The 20,438-nt window shown below is 56.9% G+C and carries 22 protein-coding genes; 15 read left to right on the top strand and 7 right to left on the bottom strand.

What is annotated here, in order from left to right:
- Window positions 1-6: 6 nt before the first annotated feature.
- Together ACQY5R_RS08945 and ACQY5R_RS08940 are read left to right on the top strand one after the other, a co-directional pair.
- On the top strand, window positions 7-168 hold the full coding sequence (locus ACQY5R_RS08945; RefSeq protein WP_428607169.1) for a hypothetical protein: 162 nt from the start codon (window positions 7-9) through the stop codon (window positions 166-168).
- An 80-nt stretch (window positions 169-248) separates the two neighbouring features.
- Complete coding sequence (locus tag ACQY5R_RS08940) at window positions 249-476, top strand: DUF1289 domain-containing protein (RefSeq protein ID WP_428607167.1); 228 nt, start codon at window positions 249-251, stop codon at window positions 474-476.
- A 12-nt stretch (window positions 477-488) separates the two neighbouring features.
- Here ACQY5R_RS08940 and ACQY5R_RS08935 read toward each other — a convergent pair whose 3' ends face one another.
- From ACQY5R_RS08935 to mtnA, 7 genes are all read right to left on the bottom strand, one after another.
- Window positions 489-1,370 carry a prephenate dehydrogenase gene (locus tag ACQY5R_RS08935; RefSeq protein WP_428607165.1) on the bottom strand — a complete coding sequence of 294 codons (882 nt, stop codon included), beginning with the start codon at window positions 1,368-1,370 and terminating at the stop codon, window positions 489-491.
- On the bottom strand, window positions 1,367-2,479 hold the full coding sequence (gene hisC / locus ACQY5R_RS08930; protein ID WP_428607163.1) for a histidinol-phosphate transaminase: 1,113 nt from the start codon (window positions 2,477-2,479) through the stop codon (window positions 1,367-1,369). The genes ACQY5R_RS08935 and hisC overlap by 4 nt, the downstream gene beginning before the upstream one ends.
- A 33-nt stretch (window positions 2,480-2,512) precedes the next feature.
- The gene (gene pheA, locus ACQY5R_RS08925; RefSeq protein ID WP_428607160.1) at window positions 2,513-3,598 is read right to left on the bottom strand and encodes a prephenate dehydratase; all 1,086 of its coding nucleotides are present in this window, start codon (window positions 3,596-3,598) and stop codon (window positions 2,513-2,515) included.
- 181 nt (window positions 3,599-3,779) lie between these two features.
- A complete protein-coding gene (locus ACQY5R_RS08920) occupies window positions 3,780-4,955 on the bottom strand; it encodes a phosphoglycerate dehydrogenase (protein ID WP_428607158.1) in 1,176 nt (391 codons plus the stop codon).
- Between the two features lie 260 nt (window positions 4,956-5,215).
- Complete coding sequence (gene serC / locus ACQY5R_RS08915) at window positions 5,216-6,295, bottom strand: 3-phosphoserine/phosphohydroxythreonine transaminase (RefSeq protein ID WP_428607155.1); 1,080 nt, start codon at window positions 6,293-6,295, stop codon at window positions 5,216-5,218.
- 44 nt (window positions 6,296-6,339) lie between these two features.
- The gene (gene gyrA, locus ACQY5R_RS08910) at window positions 6,340-8,925 is read right to left on the bottom strand and encodes a DNA gyrase subunit A (protein WP_428607152.1); all 2,586 of its coding nucleotides are present in this window, start codon (window positions 8,923-8,925) and stop codon (window positions 6,340-6,342) included.
- Window positions 8,926-9,099: 174 nt separating this feature from the next.
- Entirely contained in the window at window positions 9,100-10,161 is a 1,062-nt protein-coding gene (mtnA, locus tag ACQY5R_RS08905) for an S-methyl-5-thioribose-1-phosphate isomerase (RefSeq protein ID WP_428607150.1), read from the bottom strand.
- A gap of 74 nt (window positions 10,162-10,235) precedes the next feature.
- On the opposite strand from mtnA, the gene ACQY5R_RS08900 reads away from it, so the two are divergent.
- The 13 genes from ACQY5R_RS08900 to ACQY5R_RS08840 all read left to right on the top strand — a co-directional run bounded on the left by ACQY5R_RS08900 (window position 10,236) and on the right by ACQY5R_RS08840 (window position 20,201).
- Window positions 10,236-11,555, top strand: coding sequence for a TRZ/ATZ family hydrolase (locus ACQY5R_RS08900; RefSeq protein WP_428607281.1), 1,320 nt, complete (start codon window positions 10,236-10,238; stop codon window positions 11,553-11,555).
- Window positions 11,556-11,635: 80 nt separating this feature from the next.
- The gene (locus ACQY5R_RS08895; protein ID WP_428607147.1) at window positions 11,636-12,109 is read left to right on the top strand and encodes a hypothetical protein; all 474 of its coding nucleotides are present in this window, start codon (window positions 11,636-11,638) and stop codon (window positions 12,107-12,109) included.
- Window positions 12,110-12,186: 77 nt separating this feature from the next.
- On the top strand, window positions 12,187-12,918 hold the full coding sequence (ubiG, locus tag ACQY5R_RS08890) for a bifunctional 2-polyprenyl-6-hydroxyphenol methylase/3-demethylubiquinol 3-O-methyltransferase UbiG (RefSeq protein ID WP_428607145.1): 732 nt from the start codon (window positions 12,187-12,189) through the stop codon (window positions 12,916-12,918).
- Window positions 12,911-13,606 (top strand): HAD family hydrolase, encoded by a 696-nt coding sequence (locus ACQY5R_RS08885; RefSeq protein WP_428607143.1) that lies wholly within the window; start codon window positions 12,911-12,913, stop codon window positions 13,604-13,606. The genes ubiG and ACQY5R_RS08885 overlap by 8 nt, the downstream gene beginning before the upstream one ends.
- 73 nt (window positions 13,607-13,679) lie before the next feature.
- Complete coding sequence (locus tag ACQY5R_RS08880; protein WP_428607140.1) at window positions 13,680-14,420, top strand: YciK family oxidoreductase; 741 nt, start codon at window positions 13,680-13,682, stop codon at window positions 14,418-14,420.
- 268 nt (window positions 14,421-14,688) lie between these two features.
- Entirely contained in the window at window positions 14,689-15,612 is a 924-nt protein-coding gene (locus ACQY5R_RS08875; protein WP_428607137.1) for a GGDEF domain-containing protein, read from the top strand.
- A 71-nt stretch (window positions 15,613-15,683) separates the two neighbouring features.
- Window positions 15,684-16,274: a pseudouridine synthase gene (locus ACQY5R_RS08870; protein WP_428607135.1), complete on the top strand. Its 591-nt coding sequence runs from the start codon at window positions 15,684-15,686 to the stop codon at window positions 16,272-16,274.
- A 44-nt stretch (window positions 16,275-16,318) separates the two neighbouring features.
- Complete coding sequence (locus ACQY5R_RS08865) at window positions 16,319-16,768, top strand: NUDIX hydrolase (protein ID WP_428607132.1); 450 nt, start codon at window positions 16,319-16,321, stop codon at window positions 16,766-16,768.
- Entirely contained in the window at window positions 16,755-17,357 is a 603-nt protein-coding gene (locus ACQY5R_RS08860) for a hypothetical protein (protein WP_428607131.1), read from the top strand. Before ACQY5R_RS08865 ends, ACQY5R_RS08860 begins: the two co-directional genes overlap by 14 nt.
- Window positions 17,354-17,917, top strand: coding sequence for a hypothetical protein (locus ACQY5R_RS08855; protein ID WP_428607129.1), 564 nt, complete (start codon window positions 17,354-17,356; stop codon window positions 17,915-17,917). Before ACQY5R_RS08860 ends, ACQY5R_RS08855 begins: the two co-directional genes overlap by 4 nt.
- Window positions 17,918-17,920: 3 nt before the next feature.
- A complete protein-coding gene (gene mnmA / locus ACQY5R_RS08850) occupies window positions 17,921-19,009 on the top strand; it encodes a tRNA 2-thiouridine(34) synthase MnmA (RefSeq protein WP_428607125.1) in 1,089 nt (362 codons plus the stop codon).
- Window positions 19,009-19,626, top strand: coding sequence for a high frequency lysogenization protein HflD (gene hflD, locus ACQY5R_RS08845; protein WP_428607124.1), 618 nt, complete (start codon window positions 19,009-19,011; stop codon window positions 19,624-19,626). Before mnmA ends, hflD begins: the two co-directional genes overlap by 1 nt.
- 179 nt (window positions 19,627-19,805) lie before the next feature.
- A complete protein-coding gene (locus ACQY5R_RS08840) occupies window positions 19,806-20,201 on the top strand; it encodes a hypothetical protein (RefSeq protein WP_428607122.1) in 396 nt (131 codons plus the stop codon).
- Window positions 20,202-20,438: the final 237 nt, after the last annotated feature.

Genomic DNA, 20,438 nt, shown 5'->3' with positions numbered 1-20,438 from the left:
CACACGATGAAAAAAAGCATCCAAGTGTGGAAGTTTGGAAAGAAAGCGCGCCCGCTTCTGCTCGAAGGCCTGAACAAGCGACTGCTACGCACCCCACTCTCCGGCCATCGCAGACGTTGGCAGCTCCTGCACAAGCTGGCGTGCGATCCCTATCTACAGAAAGATTGACCTAACCCGCTCTCTCGCAACGATTTTCCCTGTCATGCGGAGGGTTTAGTCCCGGCCACGCATGATCTACCCTCTAAGGTATGTACCTTTACACCACCAAGCATCAACCGTTGTTGACCCAGGCCGAAGCACTGCATTCGCCCTGTGTACGGCTCTGTACCCTGGATGAGGAGGATATCTGCGTCGGCTGCGGCCGGTCACTCGAAGAGATTAAAGGCTGGACAGCCTATAGTGAGGCGGCCCGCGCCGAATTGCTGTTGCTTTGTAGAAAGCGGCTTGAGCAGCGCAGTCGTTTTCACGGCCTATGAGACGTGGACCGATTACTCGGAGGAATCCAGCACCCCATCAATATAGCGATCCCGTGCGCTCTTGGCCCGACTGAATATCGCCAGTAACCGATCGCCATCGCCCCGTTCTATGGTTTCAGCCAACTCCTGCATTTCACTGAGATAGTGGGACATCATCTGTCCCAGGGCGCGGCGATTGGCGACACAGACATCCCGCCACATCACCGGGTTGCTGGAAGCGATGCGGGTGAAATCCCTGAAGCCACCGGCGGCATAGCGAAAGATCTCATCGTTCTCCTTCATCCGCGCCAGGGTATCCACCAAACCAAAGGCGAGCATGTGAGGCAGATGGGAGGTAGCCGCCAGCACTTCATCGTGGTGTTCCACGCTCATTAGCGTAATCTCCCCGCCACAGGCCTGCCACATCGCCTGTACCCGGGCCAGCGCTTCCGGCGCGGTGTCATCGGTAGGAGTGAGAATGATTCGCCGGTTCTGGTATAGCTCCGCAAACGAAGCCTCCACACCGCTGTTCTCGGTGCCGGCGATAGGATGACCGGCCACCAGATTGGGTAATACCTTGCCAAAAACCGCCCGGCAATCATCGATCACGCTGGCTTTGGCGCTGCCGCCATCGGTGATCACCGTGTCGGCCGCCAGATGCCCCTGCATGGCGGCAAAGGTGTCCCGCATGGCACCCAGGGGGACGGCCAGAAACACCATATCGGCACCGCTTACCGCGTTACCCACATCGTGGGTATAGCTGTCGATAACACCCAGTTCCACCGCCCGCTGCAGATTAGCTTCACCGCGGCCGCAACCGACAATCTCACCGACTGCCCCAGCGGCGCGTAACGCCCGCGCCAGCGAACCACCGATAAGCCCGACACCGATGATGGCCAGCCGACGAATAGTCATCCTGCCAATACCTGCTTCAGGGCCGCCAGCACCCGGTTGTTTTCGTCGGCGGTACCGATAGTGATACGCAGATGATTGGGCAGACCGTAGTTGGCTACCGGCCGGGTAATGCAGCCGGCACGCAGCAGTGCCTGATCCACCTCGGCAGCTGCACGGCCGACATCTACGGTAATGAAATTGCCCACCGACGGGATGTACGTCAATCCCATCTCGGCGAAGGCGGCTGTCATCTGTACCATACCGGCCCGGTTCATGGCCACGGAACGCTTGATGAAATCTTGATCATCCAGCGCGGCACGGGCCGCAGCCAGTGCCATGCTGTTGACATTGAACGGTTGCCGCACCCGGTTCAGCAGATCGGTAATGTCGGTATGGGCCAGGCCGTAACCAACCCGAAGGGAGGCCAAGCCGTAACTTTTGGAGAAGGTGCGGGTCACGATCAGGTTGGGATATTTATCCAGCCACTGGCTGGCGTCGGGATAGTCCGGCTCATCCACATATTCGATATAGGCCTCGTCCACCACGACGATGACGTTTTCTGGCAACGCGGCGATAAATCCCTCAAGCTCTTCGCCGTTCAACCAGGTGCCGGTCGGGTTGTTGGGATTGGCGATCCAGACAACCCGGGTCTTCTCCCCGACCCGGTTAAGCATCTCTTCCAGATCGTGCCCATACGCCTTGGCCGGCACGATATTCAGCGTTGCGCCCACCGCCTGGCTACTGATGGGATAAACCGCAAAGGCGTATTGGGAAAACAGCGACTCGTAACCCGGCGCCAGAAATACCCGGGCAATCATATCCAGCACATCATTGGAACCGTTGCCCAGGGTAATTCGATTCGGTTCAATACCATGCTTCGCCGCCAAGGCGGCGCGCAATTCGACGCCTCCGCCATCCGGATAGAGCGCCACTTGATCCAACTCTGTCCGAATCGCCGCTTTGGCCCGTTCACTGCAACCCAACGGATTTTCATTGGAGGCCAACTTGACCGAATCGGTAATGCCCAGCTCCCGCTCCAATTCGGAGATGGGTTTGCCCGGCACATAGGGTTTCAGGTTGGTCACGCCAGGTACTGCAATGTCTAGAAATCGGTTGGCTGTCTCGGTCATGGTGGATTTCCCTGTTTTTAAAGTACGGCGTATTTAGAGCACGGCGTTGGGATAGGAGCCCAACACCTTGAGCAGTCGGGATTCGTGTTCCAGAGCGGCCAGCGCCTGCTGAACATTCTCATCTTCCCGATGCCCGTTGATATCGATAAAGAAGAGATAATCCCAGTTTCCCTGACGGGAGGGCCGGGATTCAATGCGCGACATGCTGATACCGTGCTTCGCCAGCGGCGTCAGCAAAGCATTGAGCCCACCCGCCACGTTGCGCGTCGCACACATCAGAGTGGTCTTGTCCGCCCCGCTGGGAGAGGCCAACTGGCGCCCAACCACCAGAAACCGGGTAGTGTTATCCGGCTCATCCTCAATATTGCGTGCCAAGCCTTTCAGTTTGTACAACTCGGCAGCCATCTCACCGGCGATCGCCGCACTGCCGCTCTCCTTTCCGGCCAGACGCGCCGCCTCGGCGTTGCTGCCCACGGTAATCTGCTCCGCATTGGGAAGATTTCGATCCAGCCAGAGCCGACACTGCGCCAGAGACTGCTGGTGGGAGTACACCCGCTTGATTTTGTCCAGATCGGACTCCAGGCTAAGCAGATGGTGGTGTATACGCATCATCACCTCGCCACAGATGGAGAGTGAAGAAGAGATGAACATGTCCAGGGTGTGGTTGATAACACCTTCGGTGGAATTCTCCACCGGCACCACGCCGTAATGGGCGTTACCCGACTCCACCTCACGGAAGATATCCGGGATGGAGTGCATCGGTATCGTCCCTACCGAATGGCCAAAGTGCTTCAGAGCCGCGGCTTGGGTAAAGGTGCCGGCGGGGCCGAGAAAAGCGACCCGCATCGGTAGCTCCAGGGCCAGGCAGGCGGACATGATTTCGCGAAACAGCCGCGCCATCTCTTCACTGCCCATGGGGCCGGTATTGCGCTGCTTGATGGTCCTGAGAATCGCCGCTTCCCGTTCCGGACGATAGAAGAAGGCGTCCGCGTCCTCCCGCTGCTTGATCTTGGCCACCTCCTGGGCAGCCGCCGCACGTTGATTGATCAACTCCTGGATTTGGGTATCCAGCGCGTCGATACGGGTTCTGATCTGTTGCAGACTCTCCTGGTCACTCATAGTTGTCGGCCAACTCAAAATAGAAAGTGTGGGTAACGTAGCGGGAAGTCATCGCACTCCGTCCGCCATTAAAGAGGGGCATTCTACCTTATGCATGCAGAGCCGCACAGCCACCGCGACGTGGCGGAATGACGGCGTTGGGTCTACTCCGATAACGGAGTAGACCCAAAAACGCATTGGATCAGTCGGTACAACCTAGACAGCGCACCGAAAGCACACCCGGAATATCAGCAATACGCTGTAGGGTAGCGTCATCCGGCGCCTGATCCACATCGATCAGGGTCACCGCCACATCGTTCCGCGAACGATTCAGCATATCGATAATGTTCAGATTACTCTCGGCCAGGTCGGTAGAGATCTGACCCAGCATGTTGGGGACATTGGAATTGACCACGGCGATACGGTGACCACCGTTTCGCGGCAGATTGATATCGGGGAAATTGACAGAATTGGTGATATTGCCATCCTCCAGATAGCTGCGAACCTGCTCCGCCACCATCACGGCACAGTTCTCCTCCGCTTCCGCCGTGGAGGCCCCAAGATGCGGCAGGCTAACGCATCGGGGGTGATCCTTCAGCAGATTACTGGGAAAGTCGCAGATGTAGGCGTAAAGCTGGCCGCTGTCCAGCGCCGCTACCGCCGCCGCATCATCGATAATCCCGGAGCGAGCAAAATTGAGCAGAACGCTATGCTTTTTCATACACTTCAAGCGCTCTGCATTGATCATGTGGCGTGTCGAGTCGATAAGTGGAACATGGAAAGTGATGTAATCGCACTTGGAGACCAGGTCATCCACACTCAGGGCCTGTTTGATATCCGATGAGAGCTGCCAGGCGCTACGAACGGTGATGGTGGGATCGTAGCCGATCACATGCATGCCCAGCGCGTGAGCCGCATTCGCCACCTTGACGCCAATCGCCCCGAGGCCAATCACCCCCAGCGTGCGGCCCGGCAATTCGAAGCCGACGAAGTTCTTCTTACCCGCTTCCACCGCCTTGTTGATCTCGGCATCTTCACCGCTCAGACCTTTGGCAAATTCCCAGGCCTGGGCAATATTCCTGGATGCCATCAACATACCGGCCAACACCAGCTCCTTAACCGCATTGGAGTTGGCGCCCGGCGCATTGAACACCACCACGCCCTGTTGCGTCATACGCTCAACCGGGATGTTGTTGACCCCCGCTCCAGCGCGGCCGATCGCCTTGACGGTTTTTGGGATCTCCATGTCGTGCATCTTGTAGGAGCGCAGCAGTATGGCATCCGGATGGGTGATCTCCGAGGCGATCTCGTAGCCATCCCGAGGCAGCCGGTCCAGTCCGGCCACAGCGATATTATTCAGGGTCAAAATTTTGTGCATAGATGTTCTCCCTCTCTAATTTTTATGTAATTTTGAGGGAACGCAGAACACCCGGAGGTCGCACACAGCGCGCCGGGGAGTCTCGAACTCCCCGGCTGGTTGCGGTAGAGGTGGCAGATGACGCGCAATATTACCCAATAAAATAGATTATAAATATAATATAATTAACTGATTAATAAGTATTAATTATCCAAAAATCTATTCCATTTTCCAAACGTTGCCGCCACTCCAAACTCTGGCTATCCCACGCTCCTGCTAGTTCAGCCGTTGCGTTTTTCGAAATCCGCCATAAAGTCAATCAGGGCTTGCACCCCCGCTTCCGGCATGGCGTTGTAGATGCTGGCACGCATGCCGCCGACAGAGCGGTGGCCTTTCAGTGTAACCAGTCCGGCCTCTTTGGCATCAGCCAGGAATTTGGCATCGAGTTCAGCGTCAGCCAGGGTAAAGGGTACGTTCATCCAGGAGCGACAAGCGACCTCGACCGGGTTATTGTAGAAATCCGAGGTATCAATTGCCGCATACAAGGCGGCAGCCTTGCGCTGGTTGGTCTCTGCCATGGCGGGCAAACCACCGTTGCGTTTCAGCCACTGGAACACCAGACCCGCTAGATACCAGCCGTAGGTAGGCGGCGTATTGTACATGGATTCGCCGTCCGCCTGGACCTTGTAGTCGAACATCGCCGGGGTACCCGGCACAACCTTTCCAATCAGATCATCACGGACAATCACCACAGTCAGACCGGCAGGGCCAATGTTTTTCTGGGCACCGGCATAGATGATGCCGTATCGGCTCACGTCAACCGGACGCGAGAGGATCGTGGATGAGAAATCGCCCACCAAAGGCACGTCACCGCTCTCCGGCAGGTAAGGGAACTCAATACCCTGAATGGTTTCATTCGGGGTGTAGTGCAGATAAGCGGCGTCCGCGCTGAGCGTCAGCGACTCGGCAGCCGGCACAGTGAACTGACCGGAGGGGGTCTCGCCCACCACGTTTACCTGACAATATTTCTTCGCCTCGGCGATCGCCTTCTTGGACCAGGAGCCGGTGTTAATGTAATCGGCACTGCCCTTACCGCGCAGCAGATTCATCGGCACCATGGAGAATTGACTGGAGGCCCCGCCCTGTAGGAACAGCACCTTGTAGTTGTCAGGAATCGCCATCAGCTCGCGCAGATCGGCTTCGGCCTGAGCCGCAATGGACATAAACTCCTTGCCGCGATGGCTCATCTCCATGACGGACATGCCACTGCCCTGCCAATCGAGCATCTCTTCCTGGGCCTGCTTCAACACCTCTTCAGGCAGGGCGGCTGGCCCGGCGCTGAAATTGTAGACTCTTGACATGTTTTCCTCTCCAGCTCTCAATTTTTTATAGAACGAGAAGTGACTCACTCCTCAGTAGATTCTGCAGATTCGGTGTCGACTTCGTCATCGCCGTCATCACCGCCCAGCGACTCGATACGTTCGATGCCCACCAGCTTCTCCTTCTTGGAGAGGCGAATCATGGTAACGCCCTGGGTATCTCGCCCCATCACCGACACGTCGGAGATTGGCGTACGCACCAGAGTACCGCCGTTGGTGATTAACATTACCTCATCCCCCTCTTCCACCAGCACTGCGCCAACCTGCTCGCCGTTGCGCTCGGAAGCCTTGATGGAGATGACGCCCATACCGCCACGACCACGCAGCGGGAACTGTTCTACCGGCGTACGCTTGCCATACCCGTTTTCAGTAACGGTCAACACTGTCCGGCCCGGCTCGGCGATCATCAGTGAGATGACGCGCTGTCCCGACCCCAGTTTGACGCCTCGCACACCGCAGGCGGTCCGGCCCATGGGACGGACCTGTGATTCATTAAATCGGATCGCCTTGCTGGCAGACGTGAACAGCATGACATCCTGCTGGCCATCGGTCACCGCCACACCCACCAACTGGTCATCGTCCCGCAGGTCCACGGCAATGATGCCACTGGCCCGCTTACGGGAGAAATTGACCAACGGCGTCTTTTTCACCGTACCGGAGCTGGTCGCCATGAAGATGTATTTGTCCTCGGAATATTCCCGGATCGGCAACACCGCGTTGATCCGCTCTTCCTTCTCCAACGGCAACAGATTGACGATCGGTTTGCCGCGGGCATTACGGCCCGCCTGGGGCAGTTCATACACCTTCATCCAGTAGACCCGACCGCGACTGGAGAAGCAGAGAATGGTGTCGTGGGTACTGGCCACAAACAGTTGATCGACAAAATCCTCATCTTTGGTACTGGTGGCGGTCTTACCCTTGCCACCGCGCCGCTGTGCCTGGTAGATATCCAGGGTCTGGGCCTTGGCGTAACCGGCATGGGAGAGCGTGACCACCACATCCTCTTCGGTGATCAGGTCTTCCAGGGTCAGGTCCAATCGGTTGCTGATGATCTCGGTACGGCGCGCGTCGCCGTACTGATCGCGGATGGCGATCAGCTCATCCCGAATCACCTGCATCAATCGGTCAGGACTGGACAAAATATCAAGTAAATCTTTAATTTTATCTATTATCTCACTGTATTCAGTGAGTATTTTATCTTGCTCAAGCCCGGTCAACCGGTGCAGACGCAAATCCAGGATAGCCTGAGCCTGAGTCTCGGTAAGCCGGTAACCCTGATCGCTCAGGCCAAACTCCAGCGGCAGCCCCTGGGGACGGGAGGCGTCGGATCCGGCCCGTTCCAGCATCGCCTCGACCGCACCCGATTGCCACTGCCGTTCCAGCAGGCCGCGCTTGGCATCCGCCGGGCTGGCCGCTTCACGGATCAGTTTGATCACTTCGTCGATATTGGCCAGAGCGACCGCCAGTCCCTCCAGCACATGGGCACGATCCCGCGCCTTACGCAGCTCAAACAATGTCCGGCGGGTCACCACCTCGCGGCGGTGGCGGATGAAATACTCCAGCATCTGTTTGAGGTTCAACAGACGCGGCTGGCCATCTACCAGGGAGACCATGTTGATGCCGAACACATTCTGCATCTGGGTGTGCTGGTAGAGGTTATTCAGCACCACCTCGGCCACCTCGCCCCGGCGCAACTCGATCACCATGCGCATGCCGTCCTTATCGGATTCGTCACGCAGCTCGCTGATCCCTTCAATACGCTTCTCTTTGACCAGCTCGGCAATCTTCTCCAGCAGGCGCGCCTTATTCACCTGATACGGCAGCTCGTGCACCACAATGGTCTGCCGCCCGGTCTTGTCGTTGGTTTCGATCTCGGTACGGGCGCGGACGTAGATACGGCCACGGCCGGTCTTATAAGCTTCGTGGATACCGCGGGCACCGTTGATCAGCGCCGCCGTGGGGAAATCAGGTCCGGGAATGTACTCCATCAGACCGTCAATAGTGATGGCCGGATCATCGATCATGGCCACACAGCCGTTGACGATCTCCGTCAGATTATGCGGCGGAATATTGGTGGCCATGCCGACCGCAATACCGGTAGAGCCGTTGACCAGCAGGTTGGGCACCCGGGCCGGCAAGACCGCCGGCTCATGTTCGGATTCATCATAGTTGGGGATGAAGTCGACTGTCTCTTTATCCAGGTCGTCCAGCATGGTATGGGCGATCCGGGCCATCCGCACTTCGGTATAACGCATGGCCGCCGGCGCATCGCCGTCGACCGAACCGAAGTTACCCTGCCCATCCACCAGCATATAGCGCATGGAGAAAGGCTGTGCCATACGCACAATGGTGTCGTACACCGCCGTATCGCCATGGGGATGATATTTACCGATCACATCGCCCACCACACGGGCGGATTTCTTATAGGGTTTGTTCCAGTCGTTCCCCAACACACTCATGGCGTAGAGTACGCGACGATGAACCGGCTTCAGTCCATCACGCACATCGGGGAGGGCGCGCCCTACAATCACGCTCATGGCGTAATCGAGGTAGGACGCCTGCATCTCGTCTTCGAGATTGACCGGGAGGACTTCTTTGGCAAATTCGGTCATAGGTGGTTCATTAACCTTTTTGTTTTATGACGGCATTCAATCAGCATTCGCGCCATCCAGGCTCCTTTTCCACAGAGCCGGACTACGCTTTTTTAAGCCGCTTATAGTAACACATTCCGGGATGGTACCGCCTGAAAAAAAAGCGCCTGAAATCGGCTTTTTGCGACTCTCAGCTTATACCGCCATCAATTCAGCCATCTTTTGGCGATCTGGCGACAGCACAATCCCCTTTTCGGTGACGATCGCATCCACCAACGTCACCGGGGTCACGTCGAATACCGGATTCCAGGCCTCCACACCCGCTGCGCCGACCTGCCGACCACCACACTGCAAGACTTCCGCCGGATCCCTCGATTCGATCGGGATATCCCGCCCGGACGCCACCGCCATGTCTATGGTGGAGGTGGGCGCCGCCACCATCACCTTCACGCCGTGGTATTTGGCGGCCACAGCGAGGTTGTAGGTACCGATCTTGTTGGCGACATCCCCGTTAGCCGCGATACGGTCAGAACCGACAATGACCCAATCGATACCGCCTTGCGCCATGCGGCTGGCGGCGGCGCCATCCGTCAGCAGCGTGACCGGAATAGCATCCCGCGCCAACTCCCAAGCGGTGAGCCGTGAGCCTTGAAGCCAGGGACGAGTCTCATCCGCATAAACCCGCTCAATCCGACCCGCACTATAGGCACTGCGAATCACACCCAACGCCGTCCCGTAGCCACCGGTGGCCAGGGCGCCGGCGTTACAGTGGGTAATGACCGATGTGCGTTGTGCAATCAGGCTGGCGCCAAAATCGCCCATCGCGTGGTTGGCGGCGATATCCTCTTTGTGGATCTGCAGCGCCTCCTGCAGCAACCTCGGCTCCGGGTCCTCATCACCGACAGTCGGAAACAGACGCCGCATCCGCTCCAGCGCCCAAAACAGGTTGACGGCAGTGGGGCGTGATTCGGCCAGCGTCTGCAGATCCACCTGAATCCGCTCGCGCCAATCGGCCGGGGAAGCCCGGAAACAGGCGCGAGCCGCCAGCACCACGCCAAAAGCAGCGGTGATACCGATGGCCGGCGCACCGCGCACCACCATAACGCGAATCGCCTTAGCGGTTTCCGTCGCGTTCTGCAGTTCGATATAGGCTTCTTCGTTCGGAAGAATGCGTTGATCCAGCAGGTAGAGTCGGTCATGTTTCCAGACGATAGCCTGGTCGGCGCTGGCACGAATAGTGAGCGGTTGTGCTTCCATCTTGTTTAAACCCGTGGCAAATTCGTTCTATTCTAACCCGATATGGGCATCTTGACGCACACAGAGCGGATGACATTTTGATTATCGATACACTTATTTTCGCCCGGTGGATTATACCGGTCATCCCCGATCAACAGGTGCTCCAGGAGCACGCCCTGGCTATCCACGGCGGAGACATTCTGGAGATACTACCGGCCGAACAGGCCCGGGCCAAATACCAGCCAAAAAGCGTGCATGAGTTGCCGCAACACGCCTTGATCCCCGGCCTGGTCAACGCCCACACTCATGCCAGCATGAGTCTGATGCGCGGGCTGGCAGACGATCTGCCGCTGATGACCTGGCTGAATGAACACATCTGGCCGGCCGAGGGTCGTTTGGTCAGTGAAGAGTTTATCGCAGACGGTACGCGCCTTGCGGTGGCCGAGATGATTCGGGGCGGGACCACCTGCTTTAACGACATGTACTTTTTCCCGGAAGTGACCGGCATGGTGAGCGCAGCCGCCGGCATGCGCGCTGTCATCGGGCTCATCACCATCGACTTCCCCTCGGCTTGGGCTAGTGGCCCGGACGAGTACATCAGCCGCGGACTGGAGGTCCATGATCAATTTCGAAACCATGGTCTGATCCGTACCGCCTTTGCGCCCCATGCGCCCTATACCGTCTCCGACCAACTGTTCGAACGCATCCGCGTGCTCGCCGACGAGCTGGAGATCCCGATTCATATGCATGTGCATGAAACCCGCGACGAGATCAACCAGGGTATCGACCACTACGGCAACCGGCCCATCGAACGGCTGCAACAGCTGGGGTTGATCTCCCCGGCCCTTGCGGCGGTTCATATGACCCAATTGGAAGAGGAAGAGATTGGGCTGTTCGCAGAGAGCGGTGCCAGTGTAATTCACTGTCCGGAATCCAATTTGAAGCTGGCTTCCGGCTTCTGTCCGGTAGCCAAACTGCATCAGGCGGGGATCAACATCGCCATTGGTACCGACGGCGCGGCCAGTAACAACGATCTGGACATGTTCAGTGAAATGCGCAGTGCCGCCCTATTGGCTAAAGGAGTGGCGGATAATGCCAGCGCCATTCCGGCCCACGTCGCACTGCGCATGGCCACCCTCAACGGCGCCCAGGCGCTGGGCATGGGTGATCGGACCGGCTCCCTGGAGCCGGGCAAAGCCGCCGATATCACCGCCGTGAATCTGGGCGGTCTGGAGACCCAACCGATCTACCACCCGATATCTCAACTGGTGTATGCCACCGGCCGGGATAAAGTGACGGACGTCTGGATCGCCGGCAAGCCGGTTTTGCATGGCGGGCGCCTCACCACCCTGGATCAGCGCGAGATCGTCGCCCGCGCGGCGGAGTGGCAAGAACGCATCGCTGAATTCGAATAATCACGGGAATAAAAAACAGCCACCGCGCCTCCGCCCGACAAACTACCCAGGGTTAACGGACGGCATCTAGGGAGTAACGTATGAACCGAATCCTCACACTGCTGCTGCTTCTCCATACCGGACTCGCTCTGGCCGAGTCCGCCACCACATCGCCGGATGCACCGATCGCCGTCTTCCAGACCAGCGATGACTATGACGCTATCCGGTCAAATCTGCAGTTGGCTATCACCGGTCGCGGCATGCTGATTAGCAACACCCTGCATATCAGCGACATGTTTAAACGTACCGCCGCCGATACCGGGCTGGCTGACACACTCTACGAACAGGCCGAAGCGTTCGAATTTTGCAATATCAAACTCTCCTGGCAGATGTCCAGCGCCCACCCGGCCAACCTCTCCATCTGCCCACTCACGATCGGCATCTACTCGCTACAGAACCGGCCGGGCAAGGTTTTCCTGAGTTACCGGCGCCCCCATATGCTGGGAGAATCGACTGCGGCGGAAAAAGCGCTGACCGACCTGTATGAAGGGATTATCCGCGAGGCGTTGGAGTAAACTGGGTTATACTCTCCGCCGCCAGTCTATTGCCGGAACCGTTTACACCTTTATTTAACGAAAGAGCCTGAAACACCATGACTGACAGCAGCATCAATGTCGATCACGCCGAGATCAGCAAATTTGAGGAACTGGCCTCCCGTTGGTGGGACCCCCACAGCGAATTCAAACCGCTCCATGAAATCAACCCTTTGCGCTTGGGTTACATCAACCAAAAAGCCGGCCTACGCGGAAAAAGAGTCCTGGACGTAGGTTGCGGCGGCGGCATTCTGTCCGAGAGCATGGCCCGGGAGGGAGCGACGGTAACTGGCATTGACATGGGCGAGGCGCCGTTACAGGTAGCGCGGCTGCATCTATTGGAGTCGGGTCTGGAGGTGGATTACCAGCGCATCCCGGTGGAGCAGCTGGCCGCCCAGCAACCCGGCAGTTTTGACGTGGTCACCTGCATGGAGATGCTGGAGCACGTGCCGGACCCCTCGTCGGTAGTCGAAGCTTGCGCCAAACTGGCAAAACCGGGGGGACACGTCTTCTTTTCCACTCTGAACCGCAATCCCAAGTCCTACCTGTTTGCCATTGTCGGTGCGGAATATCTGCTCCGGTTACTACCCAAAGGCACCCATGATTTTTCAAAGTTCATCAAGCCCTCCGAGCTGGAGAGCTGGATTCGCCGCACCGAGTTGCTGACGCAAGAGATGATTGGACTAACCTACAACCCCCTGACCGACCACTATCGACTGGTGCCCGGGGATGTCGATGTCAATTACATGGTCAGTTGTCGCAAAGAGAGCGACACGCCTACCGATGGTTGATGACATCCATTTCCATGGGAGGCCGGTCAGGTTGGTCCTGTTCGACCTGGACGGCACCCTGGCCGACACCGCGCCGGACCTCGCCTACGCCCTGAACCAGACGCTGCTTCGGCATGGTCGCCAGGCGCTACCCTTTGAGCGTATCCGCCCGCATGTCTCCCATGGTGGGCTTGCGCTGATCCGCGCCGGTTTTGGTATCGAACCGGAACACCCCGAATTCCAGCGTTACCGACAAGACCTGCTGGCCATTTACCAAGACAATATTGTCCGCCAAACCACCCTATTCCCGGGTATGGAGCAGGTTCTGCAGCAACTTGAGCGACAAGGTATCGGTTGGGGCGTCGTCACCAATAAACCGGCCTGGCTAACCGACCCCCTGATGGATGGCATGGGCCTGACCCCGCGCGCCGCCTGCATCGTGAGTGGCGATACCACTCCTAACAGCAAGCCGCACCCCGGACCGCTGCTGCATGCCTGCGAATTGGCCGGTTCAGCACCACAGGAGTGCCTCTACATTGGCGATGCCGAACGCGATATTGCCGCCGGTCGGGCAGCGGGCACCTCCACCCTGGCCGCCCTGTTCGGCTATCTTGACGAACAGGACAACCCGGATAGCTGGGGGGCCGACGACAGTATCGCTTCGCCCGTTGAGATCCTTGAGAAAATCGGGCTGATGCCGACCCGGTGATCAAGCCATAGAGGCTCGAATCACAGGCAGCAGACCGTTAGAATAACCGAACATTTGATATCAGGACCCCGATATGCGCGACTATCAGCCTCCCAAAGATCTGTTGAGCGGACGCACCATCCTCGTTACCGGAGCCGGCGATGGAATCGGCCGGGCCGCCGCCATCGCCTTCGCCTCGCACGGGGCAACCGTTATCCTGTTGGGTAGGACCATCGCCAAACTGGAAGCGGTCTATGACGCTATCGAGGCGGCCGGTGGCGTTCAACCCGCCATCTACCCGATGAATCTGGAAGGTGCTACCCCACACGACTATATCGAGCTGGCCGATACCCTTGGCAAAGAGTTCGGTTCCCTGGAGGGTTTACTGCATAACGCCGCCCAACTACGCCTGCTGAGCCGCCTGGATGACTATGATCCGGAAACCTGGTACCAGGTAATGCAGGTTAATTTGCACGCCCCCTTCCTGCTCACCCAGGCTTGCCTGCCCCTGCTGCGCCAAGCCAAGGACGCCTCGGTAGTCTTCACCGGGGATCAGGTGGGCCGCCAGGCAAAGGCGTACTGGGGGGCCTACGGGGTCTCCAAGTTTGGTCTGGAAGGGTTGATGCAATTACTGGCAGAGGAGACCCGGGGTAGCAGCGACATAAGGGTCAATAGCTTTGATCCGGGCCCCACACGAACCAAATTGCGCCTGCTCGCCTACCCGGGCGAAGAGACGGAAAGTTTGAAGACCCCGGACAGCCTGGTCGCGGATTATCTTTGGCTTATGGGGCCGGATAGTATCGGCACCAGTGGCCAGACACTGACCTACCGCTGATCGTACGTCCCCCTATATAAATACCCCCCTTTCCCACCAGCCCTGTTAGGGATACCCTAACTGGGCTGGGTGTGGGTGCGGCCATTACTGCCGCTTGAGCGGCAGCAAGCGGCAATAAATAGCCGCCACAATACGTCAATTTTTTGTCTACCATGGATTTACTTATTACATCTTATTGTTTTTACTTATTTATTTAATAATGGCATAGATTTAGCATGAATAACCGCAGTTATTCTGTGACATAAAAAATAAGTTGGAAACACTGACTATGACAAACCAGATGCAGCCTGTTTCAGGCAATACCAAAAGGGTCACACCGCATCCGTCACATCCGGATCGGGATCAAGCTACCCAGCAACGGTTTGCCTCAAAAATACTGGCGCTCAGCGGTATCCTGCAAAGCACCCTGGAGATCAACGAGCTGCTGGCTCTGTTTGCCAAAGAGATACGCCAGTTCATCAAGTATGACGGCCTCACTTATCGTTTCCCGTCACTAAAAATAGATATCAAACTGGGCGATCAGCCGGTTAATAACTGCGCTTACGAACTGGTGGTGGCCGGTGACCACCTGGGCGACCTTAACTTTTTCCGCCACTACCCGTTTGAAAATTCGGAACTGGAGACCATTGAAAATCTCCTGGCCGGACTGCTCTACCCGTTGCGCAACACCCTGCTCTATCAACGTGCCGTGGAATCGGCCACTATGGACCCGCTAACCGGGGTACGAAACCGTGCGGCCATGGACAGCTCCATGAAACGGGAGATCGGATTGGCGTTGCGTCACAATACCCCTCTCTCCGTTATCTTGATGGATATCGATCACTTCAAACTGATCAACGACCAACATGGACATCTGTATGGTGACCAGGCTTTGAAGGCTGCCGCCCAGTGTGCCGAACAGAGCATCCGCGAAAGCGACATGATATTCCGTTATGGTGGTGAAGAGTTTCTTATTCTGCTAACCGGTACCGACCTGAAGGGGGCCGAATTGTTGGCAGAGCGTATTCGGCAGAATGTGGAAAACCTGGCGCCACAAACCGACAAAGCTATCCGCATGACCGTCAGTCTCGGCGTCACCGCGCTGGGACCGAGCGATGATATCAACACCCTATTCCAGCGTATGGACAATGCCCTCTATCGCGCAAAAGATGCCGGAAGAAACCGGATCGTCATCGATCCAGCGGTAAAATAACCGCTAAAAATCTTGACGAATACCCTGGGCCGCCGATAATCGGACGGCCCTTTTCTTTATGCAAGCCGACCATGTCCAGACTGATCCTGTTCAACAAACCGTATGGTGTGCTCACCCAATTCACCGATCAATCAGGACGTCAAACGCTGGCCGATTTCATCCCCATCAAGGGGGTCTATCCAGCAGGCCGGCTGGACCGGGACAGTGAAGGACTGCTACTGCTTACCGATGACGGCAAACTGCAGCACCAATTGGCAAACCCTAAGGCAAAGACCTGGAAACGCTACTGGGTGGAGGTGGAAGGCATACCCGATGCAGGGGCACTTCAGCAATTACGCGAGGGACTGGAGTTGAAGGACGGTCCCACTCGCCCCGCCCGGGCACGCTTGATCCAGCCGCCCGCCATCTGGGAGAGAAATCCGCCGGTGCGATTTCGCGCCCACATCCCGACCCAATGGCTGGAAATCGAGATCCGGGAAGGGCGAAACCGCCAGGTGCGCCGTATGACCGCCGCCATCGGCTTTCCCACATTACGTCTGGTGCGCAGCCGCATCGGTCAGTGGGAGCTGGGCCCACTGTTACCCGGACAGTGGCGCGCCATTGAAATAGACATTCCAATCACGAGAACGAAATCTCACAGCAACAAAAAAAGCCACCGTTAACGACACTTCCCATCACCGCGTAAAATTCGAGTTAAAATAACACTATGATCTGGACACCACACACCACCGTCGCCTCGATTATCGAAGACGATGGCCGATTCCTTATGGTTGAAGAGATGACCCGGGACGGCAAAACGGTCTTCAACCAACCGGCCGGCCATCTGGAAGAGGCGGAAAGCTTGCTTGAGGCGGTGATACGCGAAACCCGGGAAGAGACCCGTTGGGGTTTTCGTCCACACGCCCTGATCGGCATCTACCGGTGGCAGGTGCCACCGGCCGAGACCACCTACCTGCGCTTCTGCTTTCAGGGGATTTGCCATGATCATCAGCCTGAACTATCCCTGGATGAAGGCATCCTGCGTGCCGTTTGGATGAGTCGCGATGAACTGGCTGCCAATCCGGAACAGTTACGCAGCCCGATGGTTTTACGCTGTATCGACGATTATCTGGCCGGACACCGCTATCCACTGGAGTTGATTAGTGATATCAAATAGGCTGATCGGCGGCTTGGTCATCTCCTGGTGCAGCAGCGCGCAGGCGGTGGTATTTGTCAGTGATGAGATCAACACCACCCCACGTCCGAGCGACTTTTCCATCTGTTTCGACAACAGTTGCCAAACGATTCGTCAATTAAGCCTGACGGACGACCAATGGCAGGGTATTCGCGCAATGTTTCTGCCCGGTACCCGTACACCCGACATGGAAAGAACAATGATCAAGCGTGCCGTGGCGCAGCTTGAGCAGATCATCGGCCCCCTGACCGGCACCGCACACGACCGGGGCACCAATGAAACTACCGGCAATCCATTGGACCACCGTATGGATTGCATCGATGAATCCACCAATACCACCACTTACCTGTATATGCTGCAGCAAGACGGTCTGCTGCATTGGCACCGCGTAAAAGAACCGGTAACCCGTGGCTTTTTACTCTTTGGCTGGCCACACACCACAGCCGTCATCGAACAGGAGAACAATCGGCAGCTCTGGGCGGTCGACTCCTGGTTTCACGACAACGGCACCGCCCCGGAGATCGTTCCGCTGGAGCAGTGGAAACAGGGCTGGAGCCCCACTGATCGATGAAAGGCATTACGCTGATTCTATTCGTCTGCCTGTTCTCGTCAGGAGAGTCGCTAGCCTGGAAAGCCCCGCCCACCTTTCAGGTATGCACGGATTATCACTGCGACATTTTGAAACCTGTTACACTTGATGCGGCGCAGTGGCAGGCGCTCCGCGCGCTCTTCTCTTCCACCCAATCCGCCGCGCAGGAGCGACAACAGATCCGTACCGCCATCGCCTGGATGGAACAGCAGGTGGGCGAACAGGCCGGCACCTGGGTTGACCTGAAAGAGAACGACGGCGAAGGATCGGAACCCGGCCAACTGGATTGCATTGCCGAATCGATCAATACCACCACCTATCTCCGACTCATGGCACAAGACAACCTGTTAAAATGGCATCAAGTACAAGAACGACAACGGCGCAATCCCTGGCTGTTCGATATTCATTGGACCGCTACCATTTGGGATACCCAGACCCAACAGCGCTATGCTATTGATTCTTGGTTTTTTGCCAACGGCGAGCCCCCCGTAGTCCAGCCCATCGAGGCGTGGCTCTCGGGGCAGGATTTCACACTGAATTAAACCATGCGTAAAAATGAAAAGATCATCGTCGGCATGTCCGGCGGCGTAGACTCATCGGTCGCCGCCATGCTGCTGATTGAACAAGGTTACCAGGTCGAAGGCCTGTTTATGAAAAACTGGGAGGAAGACGATACCCAGGAGTATTGCTCGGCGACCGTGGACCTCGCTGATGCACAGTCCGTAGCCGATCAACTGGGCATCCGACTCCACACCATCAATTTCTCCGGCGAATATTGGGACCATGTATTCGAATATTTTCTGGCCGAATACCGGGCGGGACGTACCCCCAATCCGGACGTGCTCTGCAATCGCGAAATCAAGTTCAAGGCATTTCTCGACTACGCCCTGCATCTTGGCGCTGACGCCATTGCCACCGGGCACTACGCCCAAATCCAACAACAGGATGACAAGCTGGTCATGCAGCGGGCACGGGACGAAAACAAAGACCAGACCTACTTCCTCTACATGCTGGGTCAGGAACAACTACGCCATAGCCGATTCCCACTAGGCGATCTGGAGAAACCGGAAGTGCGAAAAATTGCCGAGCAGGCTGGACTGCCCAATCACAAAAAGAAAGACAGCACCGGCATCTGCTTTATCGGTGAACGTAAATTCAGCGAATTTCTCAGCCGTTTCCTACCCGCCAACCCGGGACAAATGGTTACCCCGGAAGGTACCGTTATCGGCCGACATCAGGGCTTGATGTACTACACGCTGGGCCAACGCAAAGGGCTCGGAATCGGTGGACGCGCCGACAGTGAAACCAATCCCTGGTTTGTCATCGATAAAGATCTCGCCAACAATCGACTTATTGTTGCCCAGGGGCATGACCACCCGTTTCTACTGAAACAGGGATTGGAAGCGGGCCAGTTGCACTGGGTTGCCGATACTGCACCAATACTGCCCCTCACCTGCATGGCCCGTATCCGCCATCGACAACCGTTACAGCCTTGCCAGGTATCAGCGCTGGAAAACGGCCATCTTCACGTTCGGTTTACGACCTCCCAACGCGCCGTAACCCCGGGACAATCTATCGTTTTTTATCAGGATCAAGTGTGCCTCGGCGGCGGCATCATCGAACGGGCATTTTAATGAAAAGTGACAGAGAAAGATGTATCGCCCTGGCAGGCGTTTTCCAGGCGGCCGACATGGCGGCAAAGATTGCCGAGCAGGGTATTGTGAATACCCGTTCTATGGAGGCCAGCATCCACAGCCTGTTTAAAATCGACGCAGAGAGCGTGGAACAGGTCTATGGTGGCTTGCAGGGCGTGGAGTCCGGGCTTCGCCTGATTCAACAGCAGTTGGGGGAAAAACGGACGGACAATGTACTGGTAACCCAATACGCCATCGCCCTCCTCCATCTGGAACGCAAACTCAGCAAGAACAGCACCATGCAACAGCAAATCCAACAGGGTATTAGATTGGCGGAGAGCCGGGTCGAGCACTTCCACCTGCTGCACCCTAACATCATTGCGCAGCTCGCCGATATCTACACCCAAAGTATCAGCACGCTCAAACCACGCATCATGGTTAAAGGGGATCCGTTGCATCTGCAGAACCCGGATAACGTCAACCGTATCAGAAGTCTGCTGCTGGCCGGCATTCGCTCCGCCATGCTGTGGCGCCAGTGCGGTGGCGGACGCTGGCAAGTTCTTCTGGGAAGAAAAAAAATCGCCGAGCAATCCCGGCGTTTACTACACATTATCTAGCTGACTGTGCATTCCACATAACAAAATATCCTGACAATCGCCGGCCACCCGATTGTGTGGAGAGTCACAAATTTAGCCGCGCCGCCCCCTACTAGCCGAAATAGTGGGAACCATTCGGAAATCAGCGGTTCTGAAGCGTGCGACAATCGCTCCCGATTGCACTAAGGAGAAGATACACCATGAACAAACGTCCGTTTCAACTGCTGCTATTGATGCTTTGGCTATCACTCTTCAGCCTCTCTGCCATCGCAGGCGGTAGCGGCGAATCGGAATCCGCCCCGCCTGCGGCATCCGCAACGTCAGATCAAACCGGGGTATGGGATAAAACCCGTGCTGCGGGTTCGAGTGTCGTCGAATCCGGCCAGGAATTGGGTGCGGCGGCGGCAGAAAAATCGCGGCATATCTACCAAGCCGTCAAAGAGAAAGGCAGCGAGGCCGGCGAAGCCATTGCCAACACTTCACGTTCAGCCTGGGAAAAAACCAAACAGGTCGGCGCTCAGGTAGCTGAAAAAGCCCAAACCCTCTATCAACAAGCCACCCAGTCTACGGAACAGCGCACCGAACGGGATATTTAAGCCCCTCTTCCAAACTTCCACACCGCAACGGAAAACATCTGGCGGTTAATCGTCCACCCAGGGAAGGGGGCGTCCCCTTCCCCCAACATCTGTTTTACGCGTCTAAAACCCCACTATTCATGACGATTAATTGCCATAGGTCAAATATCTGACGCCCCAATAACCTTAGAATACGGCCCATTATGTCCGTTGAAGGATGAGCCGATACGGGGCCGTTAGGCCAATTCACTGGTTCAG

The sequence above is a fragment of the Sedimenticola sp. genome, assembly GCF_050289425.1.
Taxonomy (GTDB): Bacteria; Pseudomonadota; Gammaproteobacteria; order Chromatiales; family Chromatiaceae; genus Sedimenticola.
The sequence above is the reverse complement of the archived record's forward strand: the minus strand, read 5'-3'. Positions and strand labels throughout refer to the sequence as shown.

Bases quoted from the DNA above. Each gene is read 5' to 3' on its own strand.
- mtnA (WP_428607150.1), bottom strand. From the start codon at position 10,161: ATGGAAGCACAACCGCTCACTATTCGTGCCAGCGCCGACCAGGCTATC.
- ubiG (WP_428607145.1), top strand. From the start codon at position 12,187: ATGACTGACAGCAGCATCAATGTCGATCACGCCGAGATCAGCAAATTT.
- ACQY5R_RS08935 (WP_428607165.1), bottom strand. From the start codon at position 1,370: ATGACTATTCGTCGGCTGGCCATCATCGGTGTCGGGCTTATCGGTGGT.
- ACQY5R_RS08940 (WP_428607167.1), top strand. From the start codon at position 249: ATGTACCTTTACACCACCAAGCATCAACCGTTGTTGACCCAGGCCGAA.
- ACQY5R_RS08920 (WP_428607158.1), bottom strand. From the start codon at position 4,955: ATGCACAAAATTTTGACCCTGAATAATATCGCTGTGGCCGGACTGGAC.
- ACQY5R_RS08945 (WP_428607169.1), top strand. From the start codon at position 7: ATGAAAAAAAGCATCCAAGTGTGGAAGTTTGGAAAGAAAGCGCGCCCG.
- gyrA (WP_428607152.1), bottom strand. From the start codon at position 8,925: ATGACCGAATTTGCCAAAGAAGTCCTCCCGGTCAATCTCGAAGACGAG.
- ACQY5R_RS08855 (WP_428607129.1), top strand. From the start codon at position 17,354: ATGAAAGGCATTACGCTGATTCTATTCGTCTGCCTGTTCTCGTCAGGA.
- ACQY5R_RS08865 (WP_428607132.1), top strand. From the start codon at position 16,319: ATGATCTGGACACCACACACCACCGTCGCCTCGATTATCGAAGACGAT.
- pheA (WP_428607160.1), bottom strand. From the start codon at position 3,598: ATGAGTGACCAGGAGAGTCTGCAACAGATCAGAACCCGTATCGACGCG.
- ACQY5R_RS08895 (WP_428607147.1), top strand. From the start codon at position 11,636: ATGAACCGAATCCTCACACTGCTGCTGCTTCTCCATACCGGACTCGCT.
- serC (WP_428607155.1), bottom strand. From the start codon at position 6,295: ATGTCAAGAGTCTACAATTTCAGCGCCGGGCCAGCCGCCCTGCCTGAA.
- mnmA (WP_428607125.1), top strand. From the start codon at position 17,921: ATGCGTAAAAATGAAAAGATCATCGTCGGCATGTCCGGCGGCGTAGAC.
- ACQY5R_RS08840 (WP_428607122.1), top strand. From the start codon at position 19,806: ATGAACAAACGTCCGTTTCAACTGCTGCTATTGATGCTTTGGCTATCA.
- ACQY5R_RS08870 (WP_428607135.1), top strand. From the start codon at position 15,684: ATGTCCAGACTGATCCTGTTCAACAAACCGTATGGTGTGCTCACCCAA.
- ACQY5R_RS08880 (WP_428607140.1), top strand. From the start codon at position 13,680: ATGCGCGACTATCAGCCTCCCAAAGATCTGTTGAGCGGACGCACCATC.
- ACQY5R_RS08875 (WP_428607137.1), top strand. From the start codon at position 14,689: ATGACAAACCAGATGCAGCCTGTTTCAGGCAATACCAAAAGGGTCACA.
- hflD (WP_428607124.1), top strand. From the start codon at position 19,009: ATGAAAAGTGACAGAGAAAGATGTATCGCCCTGGCAGGCGTTTTCCAG.
- hisC (WP_428607163.1), bottom strand. From the start codon at position 2,479: ATGACCGAGACAGCCAACCGATTTCTAGACATTGCAGTACCTGGCGTG.
- ACQY5R_RS08885 (WP_428607143.1), top strand. From the start codon at position 12,911: ATGGTTGATGACATCCATTTCCATGGGAGGCCGGTCAGGTTGGTCCTG.